Origin of the sequence: Paraburkholderia aromaticivorans (genome assembly GCF_012689525.1) — a bacterium.
GTDB classification, from domain to species: domain Bacteria; phylum Pseudomonadota; class Gammaproteobacteria; order Burkholderiales; family Burkholderiaceae; genus Paraburkholderia; species Paraburkholderia aromaticivorans_A.
On the sequence record NZ_CP051516.1, the window covers coordinates 851,254 to 869,466 of the forward strand.

General features: G+C 63.9%; 16 protein-coding genes. 4 read left to right on the top strand and 12 right to left on the bottom strand.

Features of this window, described 5'->3' with window-relative positions:
• Window positions 1–8: 8 nt before the first annotated feature.
• The 7 genes from HF916_RS31780 to HF916_RS31810 all read right to left on the bottom strand — a co-directional run bounded on the left by HF916_RS31780 (window position 9) and on the right by HF916_RS31810 (window position 8,706).
• On the bottom strand, window positions 9–1,949 hold the full coding sequence (locus tag HF916_RS31780) for a branched-chain amino acid ABC transporter ATP-binding protein/permease (RefSeq protein WP_168792829.1): 1,941 nt from the start codon (window positions 1,947–1,949) through the stop codon (window positions 9–11).
• A gap of 8 nt (window positions 1,950–1,957) precedes the next feature.
• On the bottom strand, window positions 1,958–2,833 hold the full coding sequence (locus tag HF916_RS31785; RefSeq protein WP_168792830.1) for a branched-chain amino acid ABC transporter permease: 876 nt from the start codon (window positions 2,831–2,833) through the stop codon (window positions 1,958–1,960).
• A 118-nt stretch (window positions 2,834–2,951) separates the two neighbouring features.
• Entirely contained in the window at window positions 2,952–4,169 is a 1,218-nt protein-coding gene (locus HF916_RS31790) for an ABC transporter substrate-binding protein (RefSeq protein WP_168792831.1), read from the bottom strand.
• A gap of 224 nt (window positions 4,170–4,393) precedes the next feature.
• A complete protein-coding gene (gene galE / locus HF916_RS31795; RefSeq protein WP_168792832.1) occupies window positions 4,394–5,416 on the bottom strand; it encodes a UDP-glucose 4-epimerase GalE in 1,023 nt (340 codons plus the stop codon).
• A 12-nt stretch (window positions 5,417–5,428) separates the two neighbouring features.
• A complete protein-coding gene (locus HF916_RS31800) occupies window positions 5,429–6,577 on the bottom strand; it encodes a glycosyltransferase family 4 protein (RefSeq protein WP_168792833.1) in 1,149 nt (382 codons plus the stop codon).
• Window positions 6,578–6,616: 39 nt separating this feature from the next.
• Complete coding sequence (locus tag HF916_RS31805) at window positions 6,617–7,447, bottom strand: glycosyltransferase (RefSeq protein WP_168792834.1); 831 nt, start codon at window positions 7,445–7,447, stop codon at window positions 6,617–6,619.
• Complete coding sequence (locus HF916_RS31810) at window positions 7,444–8,706, bottom strand: oligosaccharide flippase family protein (RefSeq protein WP_168795721.1); 1,263 nt, start codon at window positions 8,704–8,706, stop codon at window positions 7,444–7,446. The genes HF916_RS31805 and HF916_RS31810 overlap by 4 nt, the downstream gene beginning before the upstream one ends.
• Window positions 8,707–9,007: 301 nt before the next feature.
• Between HF916_RS31810 and HF916_RS31815 the strand changes: the two genes are divergently transcribed.
• The 4 genes from HF916_RS31815 to waaA all read left to right on the top strand — a co-directional run bounded on the left by HF916_RS31815 (window position 9,008) and on the right by waaA (window position 14,074).
• The gene (locus tag HF916_RS31815) at window positions 9,008–10,402 is read left to right on the top strand and encodes a phosphomannomutase/phosphoglucomutase (protein WP_168792835.1); all 1,395 of its coding nucleotides are present in this window, start codon (window positions 9,008–9,010) and stop codon (window positions 10,400–10,402) included.
• A gap of 352 nt (window positions 10,403–10,754) precedes the next feature.
• Window positions 10,755–11,756, top strand: a complete 1,002-nt coding sequence (gene waaC, locus HF916_RS31820) for a lipopolysaccharide heptosyltransferase I (RefSeq protein ID WP_168792836.1) — start codon at window positions 10,755–10,757, stop codon at window positions 11,754–11,756.
• Between the two features lie 49 nt (window positions 11,757–11,805).
• A complete protein-coding gene (locus HF916_RS31825; protein ID WP_168792837.1) occupies window positions 11,806–12,690 on the top strand; it encodes a Kdo hydroxylase family protein in 885 nt (294 codons plus the stop codon).
• A 67-nt stretch (window positions 12,691–12,757) separates the two neighbouring features.
• Window positions 12,758–14,074 carry a lipid IV(A) 3-deoxy-D-manno-octulosonic acid transferase gene (gene waaA / locus HF916_RS31830; protein WP_168792838.1) on the top strand — a complete coding sequence of 439 codons (1,317 nt, stop codon included), beginning with the start codon at window positions 12,758–12,760 and terminating at the stop codon, window positions 14,072–14,074.
• Between the two features lie 36 nt (window positions 14,075–14,110).
• On the opposite strand, the gene ureG is transcribed toward waaA, so the two are convergent.
• Genes ureG through HF916_RS31855 form a run of 5 tightly spaced genes read right to left on the bottom strand, consistent with a single transcriptional unit; the run spans window position 14,111 to window position 18,206 of the window.
• A complete protein-coding gene (gene ureG, locus HF916_RS31835) occupies window positions 14,111–14,764 on the bottom strand; it encodes an urease accessory protein UreG (protein WP_168792839.1) in 654 nt (217 codons plus the stop codon).
• A gap of 11 nt (window positions 14,765–14,775) precedes the next feature.
• On the bottom strand, window positions 14,776–15,456 hold the full coding sequence (locus tag HF916_RS31840) for an urease accessory protein UreF (RefSeq protein ID WP_168795722.1): 681 nt from the start codon (window positions 15,454–15,456) through the stop codon (window positions 14,776–14,778).
• Window positions 15,443–16,132: an urease accessory protein UreE gene (ureE, locus tag HF916_RS31845; RefSeq protein WP_168792840.1), complete on the bottom strand. Its 690-nt coding sequence runs from the start codon at window positions 16,130–16,132 to the stop codon at window positions 15,443–15,445. Before ureE ends, HF916_RS31840 begins: the two co-directional genes overlap by 14 nt.
• A 3-nt stretch (window positions 16,133–16,135) precedes the next feature.
• Window positions 16,136–17,842 (bottom strand): urease subunit alpha, encoded by a 1,707-nt coding sequence (gene ureC, locus HF916_RS31850; RefSeq protein WP_168792841.1) that lies wholly within the window; start codon window positions 17,840–17,842, stop codon window positions 16,136–16,138.
• Between the two features lie 58 nt (window positions 17,843–17,900).
• Window positions 17,901–18,206: an urease subunit beta gene (locus HF916_RS31855; RefSeq protein WP_168792842.1), complete on the bottom strand. Its 306-nt coding sequence runs from the start codon at window positions 18,204–18,206 to the stop codon at window positions 17,901–17,903.
• Window positions 18,207–18,213: the final 7 nt, after the last annotated feature.

Sequence of the window (18,213 nt, forward strand, 5' to 3'; positions counted from 1 at the left end):
GGGTCGACTCACGCCGCTAGCCCGGCAGGCTGGCCGCCGAGATAGGCTTCGATGACTTTTTCGTTCGACTGAATATCGGCAGGCTTGCCTTCGGCGATCTTCTGCCCGAAGTCCAGCACCGAAACGCGGTCGCACACGCTCATCACCACGTCCATGTGATGCTCGATCAGCACGACGGTAATGCCGTGATCGCGTACTTTGCGCATGATCGCGACCAGTTCCTTGATATCCGGCGCGGTGAGCCCGGCGGCGGGTTCGTCCAGAAGCAGCAGTTGCGGATCGAGCGCGAGCGCCCGCGCGATTTCGAGCAGGCGCTGTTTGCCGTACGGCAGGTTGCGTGCCTCCTCGGCGGCGACATTGTCCAGGCCGACGAACCGCAGCATGCCGAACGCGCGCTCGCGGGCGGCGCGTTCCTCGCGTCGATAGCGCGACGACATCAGGCCGACATCCGCAAGATTCGCGTTGAACGTGTGATGCAGGCCGACCAGCACATTCTCGAGCGCGGTCATCTCGCCGAACAACTGCACGTTCTGGAAAGTGCGCGCGATTCCAGACAGCGCAATCTGTGCGGAGGTCTTGCCCGCGAGCGACGCGCCGCGATACTCGAGCGTGCCCGCGGTCGGCACATAGATGCCGGTCAGCACGTTCATCATCGTGCTTTTTCCCGATCCGTTCGGGCCGATCAGTCCGTGAATCGTGCCGCGCTGCACGGTCAGATCGACGTTGTTGAGCGCCTTCAGTCCGCTGAACTGCATCAGGATGCCGCGCAATTGCAGAATGTCTTCCGTGCCGCCCGCATGCACCGCCTGAATTGCATCGCCACCCATCGTGGCCGGTCGCGTGGTGTCGACGGTAACCGTGCGGACCCGGCCATGCATCACGATCTTGCGCACAAAGCCGACCACGCCGTCCTGCAGGTAATACACCACCAGCAAAATCATCAGCCCGAAGATCGTCAGCCGCCAGTCGGCGAGCGTGTCGATCCGGTAGGAAAACGCGGCGAGACCTGCCGTGCCCAAAACCGGAATCGCGACCTTGCGCGGCGTGGACACCTTGCGAGCCAACGCGACGCCCGCGCCGATCACGACGACTGTTGCCAGCACGGAGGCGACAGTGCGGAACATGTCGATGTCGTCGAGCAGTTTGGGCAGCAGCACGATGATCGCCGAGCCGAGCAATGCGCCAGTGCGGGTCTTGCGGCCGCCCATGATGATCGCGAGCAGGAACAGGATGGTGAGTTCGAAGTTATATGTATTCGGCGAGATGTACTGCTCGGAATACGAATAGAGGCAACCGGCCAGTCCGGCAAACCCGGCGCTGATCACGAACGCGTAGACCTTGTAGCGGTACACCGAGACACCCATGCAGTCCGACGCGATCGGACTGTCGCGCAGCGCTTCGAACGCGCGGCCCAGATGCGATCTCAGCACGCGGTGCACGACGATTAGCGAGGCGACCAGCAGCGCCGCGACGAGCCAGTAGTACTCGACCTCGTTCATCGGCCGGCCGCCGATCAAAGGCTTCGGGATCTTCACGCCCATCGGCCCGTTGGTCAGAAAGTCCATCTCGTTGATGAGAATCTGCAGGATCGTGCCGAACGCCAGCGTCACCATCGCGAGGTAAGGACCGGACACGCGCAACGCCGGCAGCGCGAGAATCGCGCCGAAGGCCGCCGTGATGAGAATCGCCAGCGGCGCGGTGACGATGAACGGCATGCCGAGCTTGAAGAACAACACGCCGGCCGTGTAGGCGCCGACGCCGAACAACCCGGCATGCCCGAGCGACACCTGCCCTGTATAACCGACCACGATGTCGAGACCGAAGAGCAGGATCGCGTAGATCATGATCGTCTCAAGCAGATGGATGTAATACGGGTTCCCCGACAACACGGGAAACACCGCGAGCGCGATCAGCGCCAGTGCGGACGCAATGAGCTTCTTCGGATTCACGGCGGTCCTCACACTTTCTTGATCGACGTCTTGCCGAACAGGCCGGCAGGTTTCAACGCGAGCACGATCAGCAGCAGCACGAGCCCGGGCACGTCCTTGTAGCCGGTGGAAATGTAGAAGCCGGTCGTCGTCTCGGCGATGCCGAGAATCACGCCGCCCACCACGATACCCAGCCCGCTCGACAGGCCGCCGATGATCGCCACCGCGAACGCCTTGAGTCCGAGCACGGCGCCCATCGTCGCGCCGGTGAGCGTGAGCGGCGCGATCAGCACGCCGGCAAAAGCCGCGGTCAGCGACGACAGCGCGTACGAAAACGTGATGACGAGACCGGTGTTGATGCCCATCAACGCCGCGGCGTCGCGGTCGTTCGCGGTGGCCACTACCGCCTTGCCGAAGATCGTCTTGCGGTTGAAGAACTCGACCGCCAGCATCATGACGAGGGCGCCGCCGACCACCAGCAATTCCATCGGCAGCACATTGGCGCCGAATACTTTCAGCGGAGCTTCCGGAAGCGGGGAAGGGAAGCGCAGATCGTCGCGGCCCCAGAGGTTCTCCGCGACGTTCTTGAAGATGATGCCGAGCGCGATCGTCGACATGATCCAGCCGAATTCGGATTTGATCTTGATCGCGGGCCGCACACCGATCCGTTCGACAAACGCGCCTTGCAGCAGACCGAACACGCAGACGAGCGGAATCATCAGCCAGTAGTTGACGCCGAGCGTGACGAGCGTGAGGCCGACCAGCGCGCCGAGCATGAGCGCATCGCCCTGGCCGAAGTTGAGCGTGCCGGACGTGGCGAACGTGAGTTGATAGCCGAATGCGATCACGGCGTAGATCATGCCGAGCGCAATGCCGCTATAGATGAGCTGCAGAAGAATGGCCATCGTCGACCGCCTTGGAGTTCACCGGATATGAAGCAAAGCCGCGCCCGCCTCGAGGCGGGTGCGGCTTCGTAGCATGCCGCCGCGCGTGCTTCGCGCTTACTTCGCGCTTATTTCACGCTCAGTTCGCCGAGATCGCCTGCTTGCTGCGCAACTGGCTGCCGCCTTTCTTGTCGGCTTCGTACGCGTAGACCACGCGGCCGCCCTTGACCTCGCCGACCACCGGGACGTTCGGGCTGATCGCTTCGTGGTCGTCGTGCGTGAAGGGTTTGTCGTAGACCATCACGACGCCTTCCACCTTGGTGTTGAGGCTTTCGAGCGCGGCGCGCACTTTCGGGCCGTCGGTCGAGCCGGCCTGGGTGATCGCGGCGGCCAGCAGATAGACCGAGTCGTAACCTTGCGCGGCGGACACCGGCGAGTCGATGCGGTTGTTCTTCGGCTTGAATTCCTTCAGATACGCTTCGATAAAGGCTTTACGCTTCGGCGTGTTGGCCTCCTGAATGAAGGTCTGCGGCATGCGCGCGCCTTCGCCGTTGGTGCTCGCGTTGTCGATATAGTTCGCCATCGACAGGGTCCAGCTGCCGATCAGCGGCACTTTCCAGCCGAGCTTGGCCATGCCGTTGGCGATCTGCGCGAGTTCCGGTCCGATCCCATACGTCAGCACCGCTTCCGCGCCGGCCTCTTTGGCCTTGAGCAGTTGCGCGGTCATGTCGACGTCCTTGATATTGAATTTCTCGACGGCGACGGGTTTCACGCCTTTCGCAGCGAGCGCTTTTTCGAGGTCTTCGCGGCCGAGCTGACCGTAGTTGGTCGAGTCGGCGAGAATCGCGACCTTCTTGAAGCCGCGTTTGGTCACGGCTTCTTCGACGATCATCGGCGCCTGGATACGGTCCGCGGCCGCATTGCGGAACACGTAGTTATCGGGCTGATCGGTGAACTGCTTCGTCACGATGCTGCCTGTGGCGACGTTGTTGAACACGGGGATGTTCGCTTCCTGGAAGAAGCGTTGCGAGGCGAGCGCGACGCCGGTATTGATGTAGCCGACCACCGCCACGACTTTTTCCTTGTTGATCAGCTCTTGCGCGATCTGCACGCCGCGTTCGTTCTTCGCTTCGTCATCGCGTTCCACCAGTACGATCTGGCGACCCAGCACGCCGCCGGCCTTGTTGATCTCCGCGGTCGCGAGGCGCACGCCGTCGCGCATACTGACGCCCATCGAAGACGAGCCACCGGTGAAAGGTCCGTCGACGCCGATCTTGATCGGATCCGCCGCATAGCTGACATTGGCGAGGGCACAAAGGGCGAGCGCACCCACAACGCTCTTCAAGCGAATTCCCATAACTGTCTCCGTAGCATGTCTTTTCTTGCATGAAGCCTCGATGCGGGCTCATGCGCGCCGATTCACACGTTCTTAGGAAGCCTGACCGTCAATCGGTGAGTCAGTATAGAAATCGTAAAGTATTAGTAATATTCGGAATTACCCGCGTGGTGCAATCCCGCAATCGACGGCGGCGGAGCCCCTGCCTGGCGGCTCCTTCGCGCCGCCGTCGACCTTCAATCAACTCACGCGAAACCTTGCGGATTCGTCGATTGCCAGCGCCAGTGATCCGCGCACATCCGCTCGATGCCGAACTGCGCGCGCCAGCCGATGATCTTCTCGGCCGCCGCCGGATCGGCGAAACACGAGGCGACGTCGCCGGGGCGGCGCGCCACGATTTCATACGGCACCGGCCGGCCGGCGGCTTTCTCGAATGCCTTGACCACGTCGATCACGCTATAGCCCTGACCCGTGCCGAGGTTCACGACGAAACTCGCGTCGCGCTTGACCAGCGCGTCGAGCGCGGCCAGATGTCCGCGCGCCAGATCGACGACGTGGATATAGTCGCGCACGCCGGTGCCGTCGGGCGTCTCGTAGTCGCCGCCGAACACGCGCAGCTTCTCGAGCTTGCCGACCGCCACCTGCGCGACATACGGCATCAGGTTGTTCGGAATGCCGGCGGGATCTTCACCGATCAGGCCGCTCTCGTGCGCGCCGACCGGATTGAAGTAACGCAATGTGGCGATGCGCCACGACGGATCGGCGACTTCCAGATCGCGCAGCACCTGCTCGGCGATCAGCTTCGACTGGCCGTAGGGATTGGTGGCCGACAGCGGGAACGACTCGTCGATCGGCGAGCTCTTCGGCACGCCGTACACTGTCGCCGACGAACTGAACACGAACTGCTTGACGTTACGGTCGCGCATCACGCCGAGCAAGGTCAGCAGGCTGCCGACGTTGTTGCTGTAGTACTCGATCGGCTTGGCCACCGACTCGCCCACCGCCTTCAGCGCGGCAAAATGAATCGCGCCCGTGATCGGATGCGCGTCGAAAATACGGTTGAGCGCCGCTTCGTCGCGCGCATCGGCTTCGTAGAAGGTCACCGCCTTGCCGGCGATTTTTTCCACGCGCCGCAGCGATTCGTGGTTGCTGTTCACGAGATTGTCGATTACCACGACGTCGTAACCGCCGTTCAGCAGTTCGACACAGGTGTGCGAGCCGATAAAGCCCGCGCCGCCCGTTACCAGAATCGTGCCCTTCGTGGTCATGCTGTTGCTCCGTTAAAGTAAAACGCCCGTCATTTTCTGCACCAGGTCCTTATACGTTTCGACGACCACGCGTTCGTCGAATTCTTCCGCGACTTTCTTCCGGCCGCGTTCAGCCATGGCCCGCCGTTCAGCGCCGCTCATGTCGAGCATGCGCGCCAGCGTGGCCGCAAGGCTTTCTGCATTGCGCACTTCGCACAGCAATCCGTTGACGCCGTCCGCCACCACCTCGCGGCAGCCCGGCACGTCGGTGGCGACGATCGGCCGGCCTATCGCCGAGGCTTCCATCAGCGTGCGCGGCACGCCTTCGCGATACGACGGCAGGACCACGCAATCCGCCTCGGCGATCAAAGGCCGCACGTCGTGCGCCTCACCAAGATACTCGATGATGCCTTCCTGTTCCCACGCCGCCACTTCTTCGCGCGTGATCGCGCTGGGATTGTCGACGCCCACCGGACCGAGCAATTGGAACCGTGCGTGCGGGTAACGTTCACGCAAACGCCGCGCGGCTTCGACATATTCGCCCACGCCCTTGTCCCACAGCAGCCGCCCGATCAGCACGAAGCGGTAATCGGTCCGCTCGGGCAACGGCGTGAAGGCGAACTGCACGAGGTCGACGCCTTCGCCATGCAACAACCTCGCACGCTCAGGATGCACCAACAAATTCTGTTCGACAAACGCGGCTTGATCGTCGCGATTCAAAAACCATATTTCGCGCGGGAAACGGAACGCAAAACGATACAGTTTCTTGGCCACCTGAGCGGCGCGGCTATGCTGGATGAACACGTAGCCCAATCCGGTTGTGACCGCAACCGACTGCACCCCCGCGAGCTTCGCGGCGATCGAACCATAGATATTCGGCTTGATCGTGTAGTGGAACACCACGTGCGGGCGAATCGTCCGGTATTGCCGGTAGAGCGCGTACAGCGTGCGCAGATCATCGCGTGGACTGGTGCCTTTGGACGACACCGGCAATTCGATGCAGCGGCAGCCCATGGCGGTGAGCAGTTCGAACGTGCGGTCGCGCGGCGCGAGCACCGTCACGTCGACGCCGCGTCCGACCAGCATACGGATCAGCCCTTGCCGATAGGTATAGATTGCCCAGGCGGTGTTACAGACGAGTGTAATGCGCAACGCGGGCGTCGACTTCAAGGCAGGCTTCATGCGGGAACGAACTCGGCGGTGAATGGAGTGGGAAATGATTTAATGGCTCGCGCGCGGCGTGAGCAGGCTGCGTTTAATCCGCTGCAGTGCGCGGTAAGGCGTCACCAGATGCAGCAGATTTTTGGCGAGGCCCAGCCAGTCGTACAGGTTGGCGGCGTTGAAGTAGCGCAGTTGCAGCCGCAGCGTCGAACTCACCTGGCGGCGCCGTTTGGTCGCGCTTATACCGCCTTCGTTCAGTTCGTAGTAGAGCCCGAGCTCCGGCAGGTTGGCGCAGTCGTAGCGCTCCATCAGACGCACGAACAGATCGAGGTCTTCCGCGGACGGGTACTCGGCGCGGTAGTTGCCGACCGCGCGCACGGCGTCGACGCGCAGCATCATCGAAGGATGCGCGAGGCATGAGCGGAAAAACCGCAAGCGGCGGATCGCGTTCGGTTCGGCGGGCGGCGTCAGCATGAAAAGTGGCTTGCCTTCGCGGGTGACGACCTGCGTCCACATGCCAAGGCCCGCCACGCGCGGATGCAATTCCATAAACAGGCGTTGTTTGGCGAGCCGCTGCGGCACACTGCGGTCGCCCGCATCGATGCGCGCCGCGTAGCGAAAGCCGCGCTGGGCAAGGGCGTCGATGCCGGTTTGCAACGCGCGTTCGATACCGCCGTTCTGCGCCATGCGCAGCACGGCGATCTTCATATTGGCGATGGCCGGCGCGACGATCGGCGGCGTGCTGCCGTCGTCGACGATCAGCACGTGCACCGGCGCGCTTTCACTGAACGAGGCGAGCGTGAGATCGACATCGGCTTGGCCGTTATAGGCGGGAATCAGCACCGCGACATCGTCGAGGGTCATTTGCGCGGCGGCGGGTGAGTTCGTCATGGGCGCAATTTGAAACGAATGTAATAAAGATTAACCGACGCGGCTGCCAGATAGCCTGCCGCGAGGCCGACAAGCGCGCCATACGCGCCAAGCCGCGGAATCGCCAGCAGATTGACTACGAACGCGACAGCCAGCGCCAGTAGCCATTTCGCGAGCAACACGAACTTGGCCTGATACTTCAGCACGATCAGATTGCCGATCGCCTCGATGCCTGCCGGCACCGACAGCCACACGGCCCAGCGGAAGATCTCGATCGCGCCTTCGAACTGCGGGCCGAACACGCGGCGGATGATTAGCCCCGCGAGCAGATCCAGCACGATCGCGCCGCTCACCATCAGCGCGGCGGTCATGGCCGTGAGCCGCCACATGTTGCGGCGCAACTGGGCGGCGTCCTGCACGCGATAGACGAAAGCGGGCGCAATGGTCTGCGCGAGCATCAAGGCGAGCGTGATCCAGTTTTCGTTCAACTGCTGGGCGGCGGAATAGCGCCCGAGATCGGCGAAGGAAATGGTCCGTTCGAGCATCAGCCGGTCCAGTTTCAGGAACAGATACATACAGATCAGGCCGAGCCAGAACACCGTGCCGGCGCTCGCGAAGTGCCTGAAGAGCGAACGGTCGAGATGCCAGCCGAGCTTGCCGCCATGCCGGCCCATGTAATAGATCAGCAGGGCCGCGCCGATGGCCGCCGATTCGAGCGCCCACAGCCAGCCGAAGCGCGCGGGCGTGGCCGCCGCGCGTACCAGCAGATAGACCAGAGCGGCCTTCAGCACCGCAGTGCTCATACTGGTGAGCAACTGCGGCTTGCTGTGGGTCATGCTTTGCAGCCACGCGTTGATCACGCCGACAAACGGTTCGCGAAACAGCATGGTCACGGCGAGGCCAGCGAGCATGGCGCCGACCAGCGGTTCGAAGAGATGCAAGGCGATGCCGAGCCAGGTGAGCAGCAAGGCCGCCACCGACACGGAAATGCGCAGCGCGAACGCGCTGCCCAGCACGGTGCCAAGCTGCGCCGGCGGCCGGCTGACGATGGTGGGCACCAGAATCTCCGCGCCGCAAACCCAGGTAATGGGCGAGAGCACCAGCAGCAGCGTGTTCGCGTATTGCCATTTGCCGAACGTATCCGGCCCGAAGTAGCGCGCCAGCATGCCGCTGATCACGATCGCCACGCCGATCTGCGTGAGCCGCTCCAGCCCGAGCCAGACGATATTCGTGAAGGCGCGCGTGACGTCCGGATTGGCGAAGCGTTTGAGCGTCAGCATCCGCTGGCCGCTCGCCGGTCCGCTCGCGCTGAGCGTGCTGACCGTGCCTCTGACATCGCGAGCACGCGCGGTGCGCATGATCCGAGCGGCGCAGTGCGCGCGTTTGCCCAACCCGCCGACTGTCGCGGCAACTTTACATTTGGAGGGCGTCTAAGCATTAGAATGGTGCTATAAGGCTGGTCCGAAAGGCGCAATTATAAGTTGGAACCGGATCGCTTCCGGCAAGGGCGCATCGCTGTCTTTTACCGATTCATCGGCGGTGCGTCGGTCAAAATTTTCCATTGCACGCAAGTGAGCCAACATGATCTCCAAATCTATTTTCAAGGCGTATGACATTCGCGGTGTAATCGGCAAGACGCTCGACGCCGACGCAGCGCGTTCGATCGGCCGCGCGTTCGGCAGCGAAGTGCGTGCGCAAGGCGGCGATGCCGTAGTCGTCGCGCGTGACGGACGCCTGTCGGGTCCTGAACTGGTCCAGGCTTTGTCGGACGGTTTGCGCGAGGCCGGCGTCGACGTGGTCAACGTGGGCATGGTGCCCACGCCTGTCGGCTACTTCGCGGCCAGCGTGCCGTTGCAGCTCGACGGCGGCGAGCGCCGCATCGATTCATGCATCGTCGTGACGGGTAGTCATAATCCGCCGGACTACAACGGGTTCAAGATGGTCCTGCGCGGCGCGGCGATTTACGGCGAGCAGATTCTCGCGCTGCATCAGCGCATCGTCGACGAGAACTTCTCCGCAGGCAGCGGCACGTACACCGAGTACGACATTGCGGACGCCTATCTCGATCGCATCACGAGCGACATCAAGCTCACGCGTCCCATCAAGATCGTCGTCGACACCGGCAACGGCGTGGCCGGCGGCCTCGCGCCCAAGCTGTTCAAGAAGCTCGGCTGCGAACTGGTCGAACTGTTCACCGAGATCGACGGCAACTTCCCGAACCATCACCCGGACCCGGCTCACCCGGAAAACCTGCAGGACGTGATCCGCGCGCTGAAGGAAACGGACGCTGAAATCGGCTTCGCCTTCGACGGCGACGGCGACCGCCTCGGCGTGGTCACCAAAGACGGCGAGATCATCTATCCGGACCGCCAGCTCATGCTGTTCGCCGAAGAAGTGCTGTCGCGCAACAAGGGCGCGCAGATCATTTACGACGTGAAGTGCACGCGTAACCTCGCCAAGTGGGTAAAGGACAAGGGCGGCGAGCCGCTCATGTGGAAGACCGGCCACTCGCTCGTCAAGGCGAAGCTGCGTGAAACCGGCGCGCCGCTGGCCGGCGAAATGAGCGGCCACGTGTTCTTCAAAGACCGCTGGTACGGTTTCGACGACGGCCTGTACACCGGCGCGCGCCTGCTCGAAATCCTCACACGTGTGGACGACCCGAGCAAGCTGCTGAACTCGCTGCCGAACTCGAACTCCACGCCGGAACTGCAACTGAAGCTCGAAGAAGGCGAAAACTTCGAGCTGATCGCGCGTCTGCAGCAAACCGCGCAGTTCACCGGTGCGGACGAGGTCGTGAAGATCGACGGTCTGCGTGTCGAGTACCCGGACGGCTTCGGTCTCGCGCGGTCGTCGAACACCACGCCGGTGGTCGTGATGCGATTCGAAGCCGATAACGACGCGGCGCTCAAGCGCATTCAGGAAGACTTCCGCCGCGTGATCATGGCGGAGAAGCCGGACGCGAAGCTGCCGTTCTAAACACATGAGCGGCGCCGCGGTTCGATTCGAAGCGCGGTGGCCGTCGAACGCGGCGCGGGTTTCTCTTACCGCGCCGCGTTTTTTCATGCGGTTTACATGCAACGCGCTAGAATTGCCGTCCTCACGAGAAAACGCCGGGCCGCCCCAAGTTTTCTCATCCCCTCGGGGGTGGGGGCGCTTTTAACAAACGCCGGGCCGCCCCAAGTTTTCTCATCCCCTCGGGGATGGGGGCGCTTTTAACAAAACGTGGGGCCGTCCCAAGTTTCCTCAACCCATCAGGGGCCTGCGCGAAGCGACAGGTTCGGGGGCTCTCTCAACGCATCTTCGGGCCGGATAGCCGGTTTTCCCACTCTTGAGCGTGCAAAAGATACTGATCGTGAGGGTGTCGTCATTGGGCGACGTCGTTCACAACATGCCGGTGATCGCCGACATCCGACGCCGCCATCCCGATGCCCAGATCGACTGGCTCGTCGAAGAAAGCTTCGTGGGGCTCGTGCAACTCGTGAGCGGCGTGCGGCGGGCGATTCCCGTGTCGCTGCGGCGCTGGCGCAAGCGCATTCTGTCGGTCGACAACTGGCGCGAGATCGGCGCCTTCCGCCGCGCGCTCGTCGCCGAACACTACGACCTGGTGATCGACTGCCAGGGGCTCATCAAGACCGCGTGGGTCGCGAGCATGGCGCGCGGGCCGCTGGCCGGCCTCGCCAACCGCACCGACGGCGCGGGCTTCGAATGGCCGGTGCGCTTCTTCTACGACAAGCGCGTGCCGATCGAGCCGCGCACCCATGTGGTCGAGCGCACGCGCCAACTGGTGGCCGCGGCGCTGAACGACCCGCCGCCGCAACCCACCGACGACATCGACTTCGGCATCGACACCGGGCGCGCCGCGCTGGCTTTGTCGGAGGCGAATCTGAATTTGCCGGTGCCGTACGTCGTGTTCGTGCACGCCACTTCGCGCGCCGACAAGCAGTGGCCGGACACGGCGTGGATCGAACTGGGGCAGTCGTTGGTGCGGCGCGGCGCGTCGATCGTGCTGCCGTGGGGCAGCGAGGAAGAGCGCGCCACCAGTGAGCGCCTCGCCAAGGAATTCGGCGCGGCGGCCATCGTACCGCCGAAGCTCTCGTTGCCGGCGGTGGTCGGCCTGATCGAAGGCGCGGCCGCGACGGTCGGTGTTGACACAGGTCTGGTTCACATCGCTGCGGCGCTGAAGCGACCGACGGTCGAGTTGTACAATTTCGCCACTGCGTGGCGCACTGGCGGCTACTGGTCGCCGAACGTCGTCAATCTCGGCACGGCCGGACAGCCGCCCACGCTGCAACAGGTGAAGTCGGCACTCGCGGGCTTCGGCCTGCTATGACACGTCCGGGGCGCTTCGCCTTGCGCTCCAACCGTTTTCAAGGGCGACCATGAACGAAACCCAGATCATCGAAGTAGCGAACGCCGACTGGCACGGACGCCATCTGTCCGTGCCGCGCGAGGCGCTGCTCGCCGGCGTCGAACGCGGCAAAGTGCTGTATTTCCCGAATCTGCGCTTTGCGATCGAAGGCGGCGAACCGGCGCTGCTCGACCCCGCGCTCGCCGACCCCAACCGCAAGAACATCAGCCTCGAACCCAATGGCGGCGCGTTGCACGGCGTGGCCGGCGACGCCGTCACGCAATCCGCCGTGCGCGCGTTGATCGCGCGTTATCAGAGCAATGCGCGCACGCTGGTCGACGGACTCTTTCCCGAATACAACGGCAGGCTGCGCGTGGCGCCGACCAGCCTGCGGCTGCATCAGGTGGAAACGCGCGAGACGTCATGGCGCAAAGACGATAGCCGTCTGCATGTGGACGCCTTTCCTTCGCGGCCGAACTACGGCGAGCGCATTCTGCGTGTGTTCACCAACGTCAATCCGCAAGGCGCGCCGCGCGTGTGGCGCGTCGGCGAACCGTTCGAGGACATGGCCAAACGCTTCCTGCCGCGCATCAAGCCGCAGATGCCGGGCGCCGCATGGCTGCTGAACCTGCTTCACGTGACCAAATCGCCGCGCAGCGAGTACGACCATCTGATGCTGCATCTGCACGACGGCATGAAGGCCGACCTCGACTATCAGAAGTCGAGCCCGCAGGAGACCATGCCGTTTCCGCCCGGCAGCGTCTGGGTGTGTTTTTCGGATCAGACTTCGCACGCCGTGATGTCCGGCCAGTTCATGCTGGAGCAGACCTTTTTCCTGCCGGTCAAGGCGATGGCGCAGCCGGAATGCGCGCCGCTCGGGATTCTCGAGCGCCTGAAGGGCAGGGCCCTCGTTTGAGCGCCGCGGTCCATTTGCCGGTTTCGCTCGACGCGTTGGCTCGTCGCTTCAGGCAGGCGGAGTGCCGATGCTGAGGACGATCTATCACGCGCTCTGGTGGATCATCGCGCCGCTGGCGGTGTTGCGCCTGTTGATCCGCTCGCGCAAGGAACGCGGCTATCGCGAGCATATCGGCGAGCGCTTCGGTTATTCGCGCGGCCGGTTGCCCGAAGACGATGCGCCGCTGATCTGGGTGCACGCGGTGTCGGTGGGCGAGACGCGCGCCGCGCAACCGCTGATCGACGCGCTGATGAAGGCACGTCCCGACGCACGCATTCTGTTGACGTACATGACGCCGAGCGGGCGCGCCACCGGCGAGCAGATTTTCGGCGACCGTGTCCTGCGCAGTTATCTGCCGTACGACATGCAGCATGCCGTGCGGCGGTTTTTGCGGGCGTGGCGGCCGTCGCTCGGGCTGGTGATGGAAACCGAAGTGTGGCCGACGCTGATCGACGAATGCCGTCGCGCGGACGTGCCGCTGGTGCTGACCAATGCGCGGATGTCGGCGCGCTCGTACAAGCGCGCGGCCAAGTTCGGCAGTGCGACCAAGGACGTGTTCGGCGGCTTTGCGCGCGTGCTGGCGCAGAGTCCATCGGATGCCGAGCGGCTGACCGCGCTCGGCGCGCGCAACGCGGCCGTGCTCGGCAATCTGAAATTCGACATGAGCACCCCGCCGGAACTGGCGGCGCGCGGGCATGCGTGGCGCGCGGCAATCGGCACGCGTCCGGTGTGGGTCGCGGCGAGTACGCGCGAGGGCGAAGAGGAACTGGTGCTGCAGGCGTTCGCGGCGCTCGGCATCGACGATGCGCTGCTGATTCTGGTTCCGCGTCATCCGCAACGTTTCAACGAAGTGGCGGGGCTGGTCGAGAAGGCCGGGCTGCGGCTCGCGCGGCGGTCGGCGTGGGCGCCGGATGCCAAGGTGGCGTCGGCGGCGGCAACGAGCGGTGGCGTGCCGGCGTTGCCTGCGGGCGTGAACGTGCTGCTGGGCGATTCGATGGGCGAATTGGGCGCTTACTATGCCGCTTCGGATCTGGCGTTCATCGGCGGTAGTTTGCTGCCGTTGGGTGGACAGAATCTGATCGAGGCGTGCGCGGTCGGTGTGCCGGTGCTGATCGGTCCGCACGTGTTCAACTTCACGCAGGCCACCGCGGATGCCGTGGCGGCGGGCGCCGCCGTGCAGGTGCAGGATCCGGCCGATCTTGCGCGGGCATTGCGCGAGTTGTTCGGCGATAAGGCCAGAAGACTGGCCATGGGCGGCGCGGCCTCGGCATTCGCCGCGCGCCATCGCGGCGCGACGGCGCGGACTGTGGATGTGTTGATGGCGTTGTTGCCGGAGGGGGAGTGAGGGAGGCGTGAAGCGTGTAACGCTCGTCCGCCTGCCTCACACCTTCAACAACCCCTTCTCCTCAATAAACCTCACCACCACGTCCAACCCGTCGAGCGCCTTCAGATTGCACATCACGAAGGGCCGCTCGCCGCGCATCTTCTTCGCGTCCGACGCCATCACGTCGAGATTCGCGCCCACCATCGGCGCGAGGTCCGTCTTGTTGATCACCAGCAGATCCGACTTCGTAATGCCGGGGCCGCCTTTGCGCGGAATCTTCTCGCCGCCCGCCACATCGATCACGTAGATCGTCAGGTCCGACAGTTCCGGACTAAACGTCGCTGCAAGGTTGTCGCCGCCCGATTCGATGAACACGATATCCGCATCGGGAAAACGCGTCAGCATGCGGTCGACGGCTTCGAGGTTGATCGAGGCGTCCTCGCGAATCGCCGTGTGCGGACAGCCGCCCGTCTCGACGCCCATGATCCGTTCGGCCGGCAACGCGCCCGCCACGGTCAACAGACGCTGGTCTTCCTTCGTATAGATGTCGTTGGTGATGGCGACGAGGTCGTACTGTGCGCGCATCGCCTTGCAGAGCATTTCGAGCAGCGTGGTCTTGCCCGAGCCGACCGGGCCGCCGACGCCCACGCGCAGCGGCGGCAGTTTTTTCGTGCGGACGGACGTGTGACCGGAGTGATGAGGTGCGTTCATGATGGATCGTTTTATGAGCGAAAGAGCCGCGAATACTGCGACTCGTGACGCGCCGAGAGAATGCCGAGTTGCGGCGCGAAGGTGTTGATGCAGTCGGGCGACGTGGCCATGGCGCGCGTGACGGCGGCATCGATCGGCTCGCGCAAGGCGACGATGATGCGTTGACCGGCGAGCTGTCCCAACGGCACGGCCTTCAACGCGGCGGCCGCCTGGTTTTCCACCCAGCTGAAGGCGTAGGCAGCGAGGGCGGCGTCGACGGCGGCGTTGTGGGCGTAGGCGGCGAAGGCGAACGCCGTGGGTTGAGCTAGCGGCGTCAGCGAGGCGAGCGTCGTGCGCCGCTCAGCATCGCCCCATTCGAGCGATACGCACAGCTGTCGCAACGACCAGCCCATCTGCTCCGTTTCGCGGCGCAATTCCGCGGATTCGCGGCTCGCCAGGAATTCGCTGTTGGCGTGCGCGAGCGCCGAGGCGTCATGCGTGCGCCAGCGTTCCATCTGATGCGCGAGGAACGGCAGTTCGCCGCGCGCAAGCACGTCGGTCAAGCCGCTGGCGATCCAGTCGCGGGCGGAGTCGGCATCGGTGATCAGTTGCGCTTCGATGGCGGCTTCCAGACCCTGCGAGTAGCTGAATGCGCCGATCGGCAGCGCCGGCGACGCAAGATGCAGCAGCGCCGTCAGTTCAGCGATGCGCATGATGGTGGTGATGCCCGTGGCCGCACGATTCGTCGTGCACATGATCGGCGTGGTCGTGGTCGTGGTCGTGCGCATGCTCATGGCCGTGGTCATGATCGTGCGAATGACCCTGCGCCGCGTGGCTATGCCCATGCTCATGGTCGTGACCATGCTCATGCCCATGATGCTCGCCGAACACCTGCTGCGCGAGCGCGTAGTCCTCGGCGAAGGTTTCGTCGTGTCCATGCTTATGGCCGCCGCCATACGCGCCGGATTCCGGCTGGAACGGCATCGAAACCTGATCGACGGTCGCGCCGATGCGCTTGAGCATATCGGAAAGCACCGGATCGTATTCGAGCTTCAGATAATCGGCGCCGACTTCCACTGGCGTGTGGCGATTGCCGAGGTGATAAGCGGCGCGAGTCAAAGTCAACGCATCTTTCGCACGCACGTAGAGCACCGTTTCCGGCGCGGCGACGACGCGCACGAGGCCACCGTCGTCGGCGACCAATACATCGCAGTCGCGCAGCACAGTGCCGCGCGGCAACAGCAGCGCGACTTCTTCGCCGCTATCGAGCGTGGCCGCGAGCCGGCTCTTGCGACGGTCGTCGAATGCCAGCGTCAGCGTCGGCGCGCGCTTGACCAGCACGGGCGCGAGCTTCAGATGCGGCGCGATGAGTTTGTCGATGGTGCGCATGGTCTAGAACAGAAAGTAGCGTTGCGCCATCGGCAGCACGGTGGCCGGTTCGCAGGTCAGCAACTGACCGTCGGCAATCACCTGATAGGTTTCCGGATCGACACTGATCGCCGGACGCCACGCGTTGTGGATCATGTCTGCCTTCGAAATGTTGCGGCAGTTCCTGACCGCAACGATACGCTTGTTCAGACCGTAGCGTTCGGCGACGCCCGCATCGGCGGCCATCTGCGAGACGAAGGTCAGCGACGTGCGTCCCAGGGCGCCGCCGCGTGTCGCGAACATCTCGCGATAGTGCACCGGCTGCGGCGTCGGAATCGACGCGTTCGGGTCGCCCATCTGCGCCATGGCGATCATGCCGCCCTTGAGGATCAGCGACGGCTTGATGCCAAAAAACGCCGGTTCCCAGAACACCAGATCAGCCCACTTGCCCGGCTCGATCGAGCCGACTTCATGCGCGATGCCGTGCGTGATCGCCGGGTTGATCGTGTACTTGGCGACGTAGCGTTTCGCACGGAAATTGTCGTGCCGCGCGTTATCTTCCGGCAGCGCGCCGCGTTGCACCTTCATCTTGTGCGCCGTCTGCCACGTGCGGATGATCACTTCGCCGACCCGGCCCATGGCTTGCGAATCCGACGACAGCATCGACAGCGCGCCGAGGTCGTGCAGGATGTCTTCGGCGGCAATCGTCTCGCGGCGAATGCGCGATTCGGCGAACGCGATGTCTTCCGCAATCGACGGGTCGAGGTGATGGCACACCATCAGCATGTCGAGGTGCTCTTCGAGCGTGTTGACGGTGTACGGACGCGTCGGGTTGGTCGAGGAAGGCAGCACGTTCGCTTCGCCGCATACCTTGATGATGTCCGGAGCGTGGCCGCCGCCCGCGCCTTCCGTGTGATACGTGTGAATCGTGCGGCCCTTGAACGCGGCCACGGTCGTTTCGACGAAGCCCGCTTCGTTCAGCGTGTCCGTGTGGATCGCGACCTGCGTGTCGGTATCGTCGGCGACGGAGAGGCAGTTGTCGATCGCGGCCGGCGTCGTGCCCCAGTCCTCATGCAGCTTCAGACCGATCGCGCCCGCGGCGATCTGCTCCAGTGCCGGCTGCGGCAGACTCACATTGCCCTTGCCGAGAAAGCCGAGATTCATCGGATAACCGTCGGCCGCTTGCAGCATGCGTTCGAGATGCCACGGACCCGGCGTGCACGTGGTCGCGTTCGTGCCCGTGGCTGGACCGGTGCCGCCGCCGAGCATGGTGGTCACGCCGCTTGCGAGCGCCTCTTCGATCTGCTGCGGGCTGATGAAGTGAATATGCGTGTCGATGCCGCCCGCCGTCACGATCAGGCCTTCGCCCGCGATCACTTCGGTGGAGGCGCCGATCGCGATCGTCACGTTCGGCTGGATGTCGGGATTGCCCGCTTTGCCGATCGCGGCGATGCGGCCGTCCTTGATGCCGATGTCGGCCTTGACGATGCCCCAGTGATCGAGAATCACGGCATTCGTCACGACGGTATCGACCACGTCGGCATGCACGCGCTGCGACTGGCCCATGCCGTCGCGAATCACTTTGCCGCCGCCGAATTTCACTTCTTCGCCGTAGGTGGTGAAGTCGCGCTCGACTTCGATCAGCAATTCGGTATCGGCGAGGCGCACGCGGTCGCCGGTGGTGGGGCCGAACATTTCCGCGTATGCGCGGCGGCCAATGCGTAAGGTCATGGTGTGGATCCGGAAATGAACAGGGCGATCTGGGCGCGTGCGGAGACGGAGAGGCGCCTCACAGCTTGCCCATCACCTTGCCGTTGAAGCCGTAGACGACGCGATCGCCCGCCAGTTCGACCAGCTCGACGGTGCGCTCCTGGCCGGGCTCGAAGCGCACGGCGGTGCCCGCCGCGATGTTTAGCCGGAAGCCGCGCGCGGTTTCGCGATCGAATGAGAGCGCCTCGTTCACTTCATAGAAGTGATAGTGCGAGCCGATCTGCACCGGACGGTCGCCGGTATTCGACACGGCCACCGTGACAGTGGCGCGGCCCGCGTTCAGTTCGTGTTCGCCGTCGTCGATGAGGAGTTCGCCGGGAATCATCTAGCCT

Coding starts and splice junctions, on each gene's coding strand:
- HF916_RS31785 (WP_168792830.1), bottom strand. CDS start 2,833: ATGGCCATTCTTCTGCAGCTCATCTATAGCGGCATTGCGCTCGGCATG.
- HF916_RS31790 (WP_168792831.1), bottom strand. CDS start 4,169: ATGGGAATTCGCTTGAAGAGCGTTGTGGGTGCGCTCGCCCTTTGTGCC.
- galE (WP_168792832.1), bottom strand. CDS start 5,416: ATGACCACGAAGGGCACGATTCTGGTAACGGGCGGCGCGGGCTTTATC.
- HF916_RS31800 (WP_168792833.1), bottom strand. CDS start 6,577: ATGAAGCCTGCCTTGAAGTCGACGCCCGCGTTGCGCATTACACTCGTC.
- HF916_RS31805 (WP_168792834.1), bottom strand. CDS start 7,447: ATGACGAACTCACCCGCCGCCGCGCAAATGACCCTCGACGATGTCGCG.
- HF916_RS31810 (WP_168795721.1), bottom strand. CDS start 8,706: ATGCTGACGCTCAAACGCTTCGCCAATCCGGACGTCACGCGCGCCTTC.
- HF916_RS31815 (WP_168792835.1), top strand. CDS start 9,008: ATGATCTCCAAATCTATTTTCAAGGCGTATGACATTCGCGGTGTAATC.
- HF916_RS31825 (WP_168792837.1), top strand. CDS start 11,806: ATGAACGAAACCCAGATCATCGAAGTAGCGAACGCCGACTGGCACGGA.
- waaA (WP_168792838.1), top strand. CDS start 12,758: ATGCTGAGGACGATCTATCACGCGCTCTGGTGGATCATCGCGCCGCTG.
- ureG (WP_168792839.1), bottom strand. CDS start 14,764: ATGAACGCACCTCATCACTCCGGTCACACGTCCGTCCGCACGAAAAAA.
- HF916_RS31840 (WP_168795722.1), bottom strand. CDS start 15,456: ATGCGCATCGCTGAACTGACGGCGCTGCTGCATCTTGCGTCGCCGGCG.
- ureE (WP_168792840.1), bottom strand. CDS start 16,132: ATGCGCACCATCGACAAACTCATCGCGCCGCATCTGAAGCTCGCGCCC.
- ureC (WP_168792841.1), bottom strand. CDS start 17,842: ATGACCTTACGCATTGGCCGCCGCGCATACGCGGAAATGTTCGGCCCC.
- HF916_RS31855 (WP_168792842.1), bottom strand. CDS start 18,206: ATGATTCCCGGCGAACTCCTCATCGACGACGGCGAACACGAACTGAAC.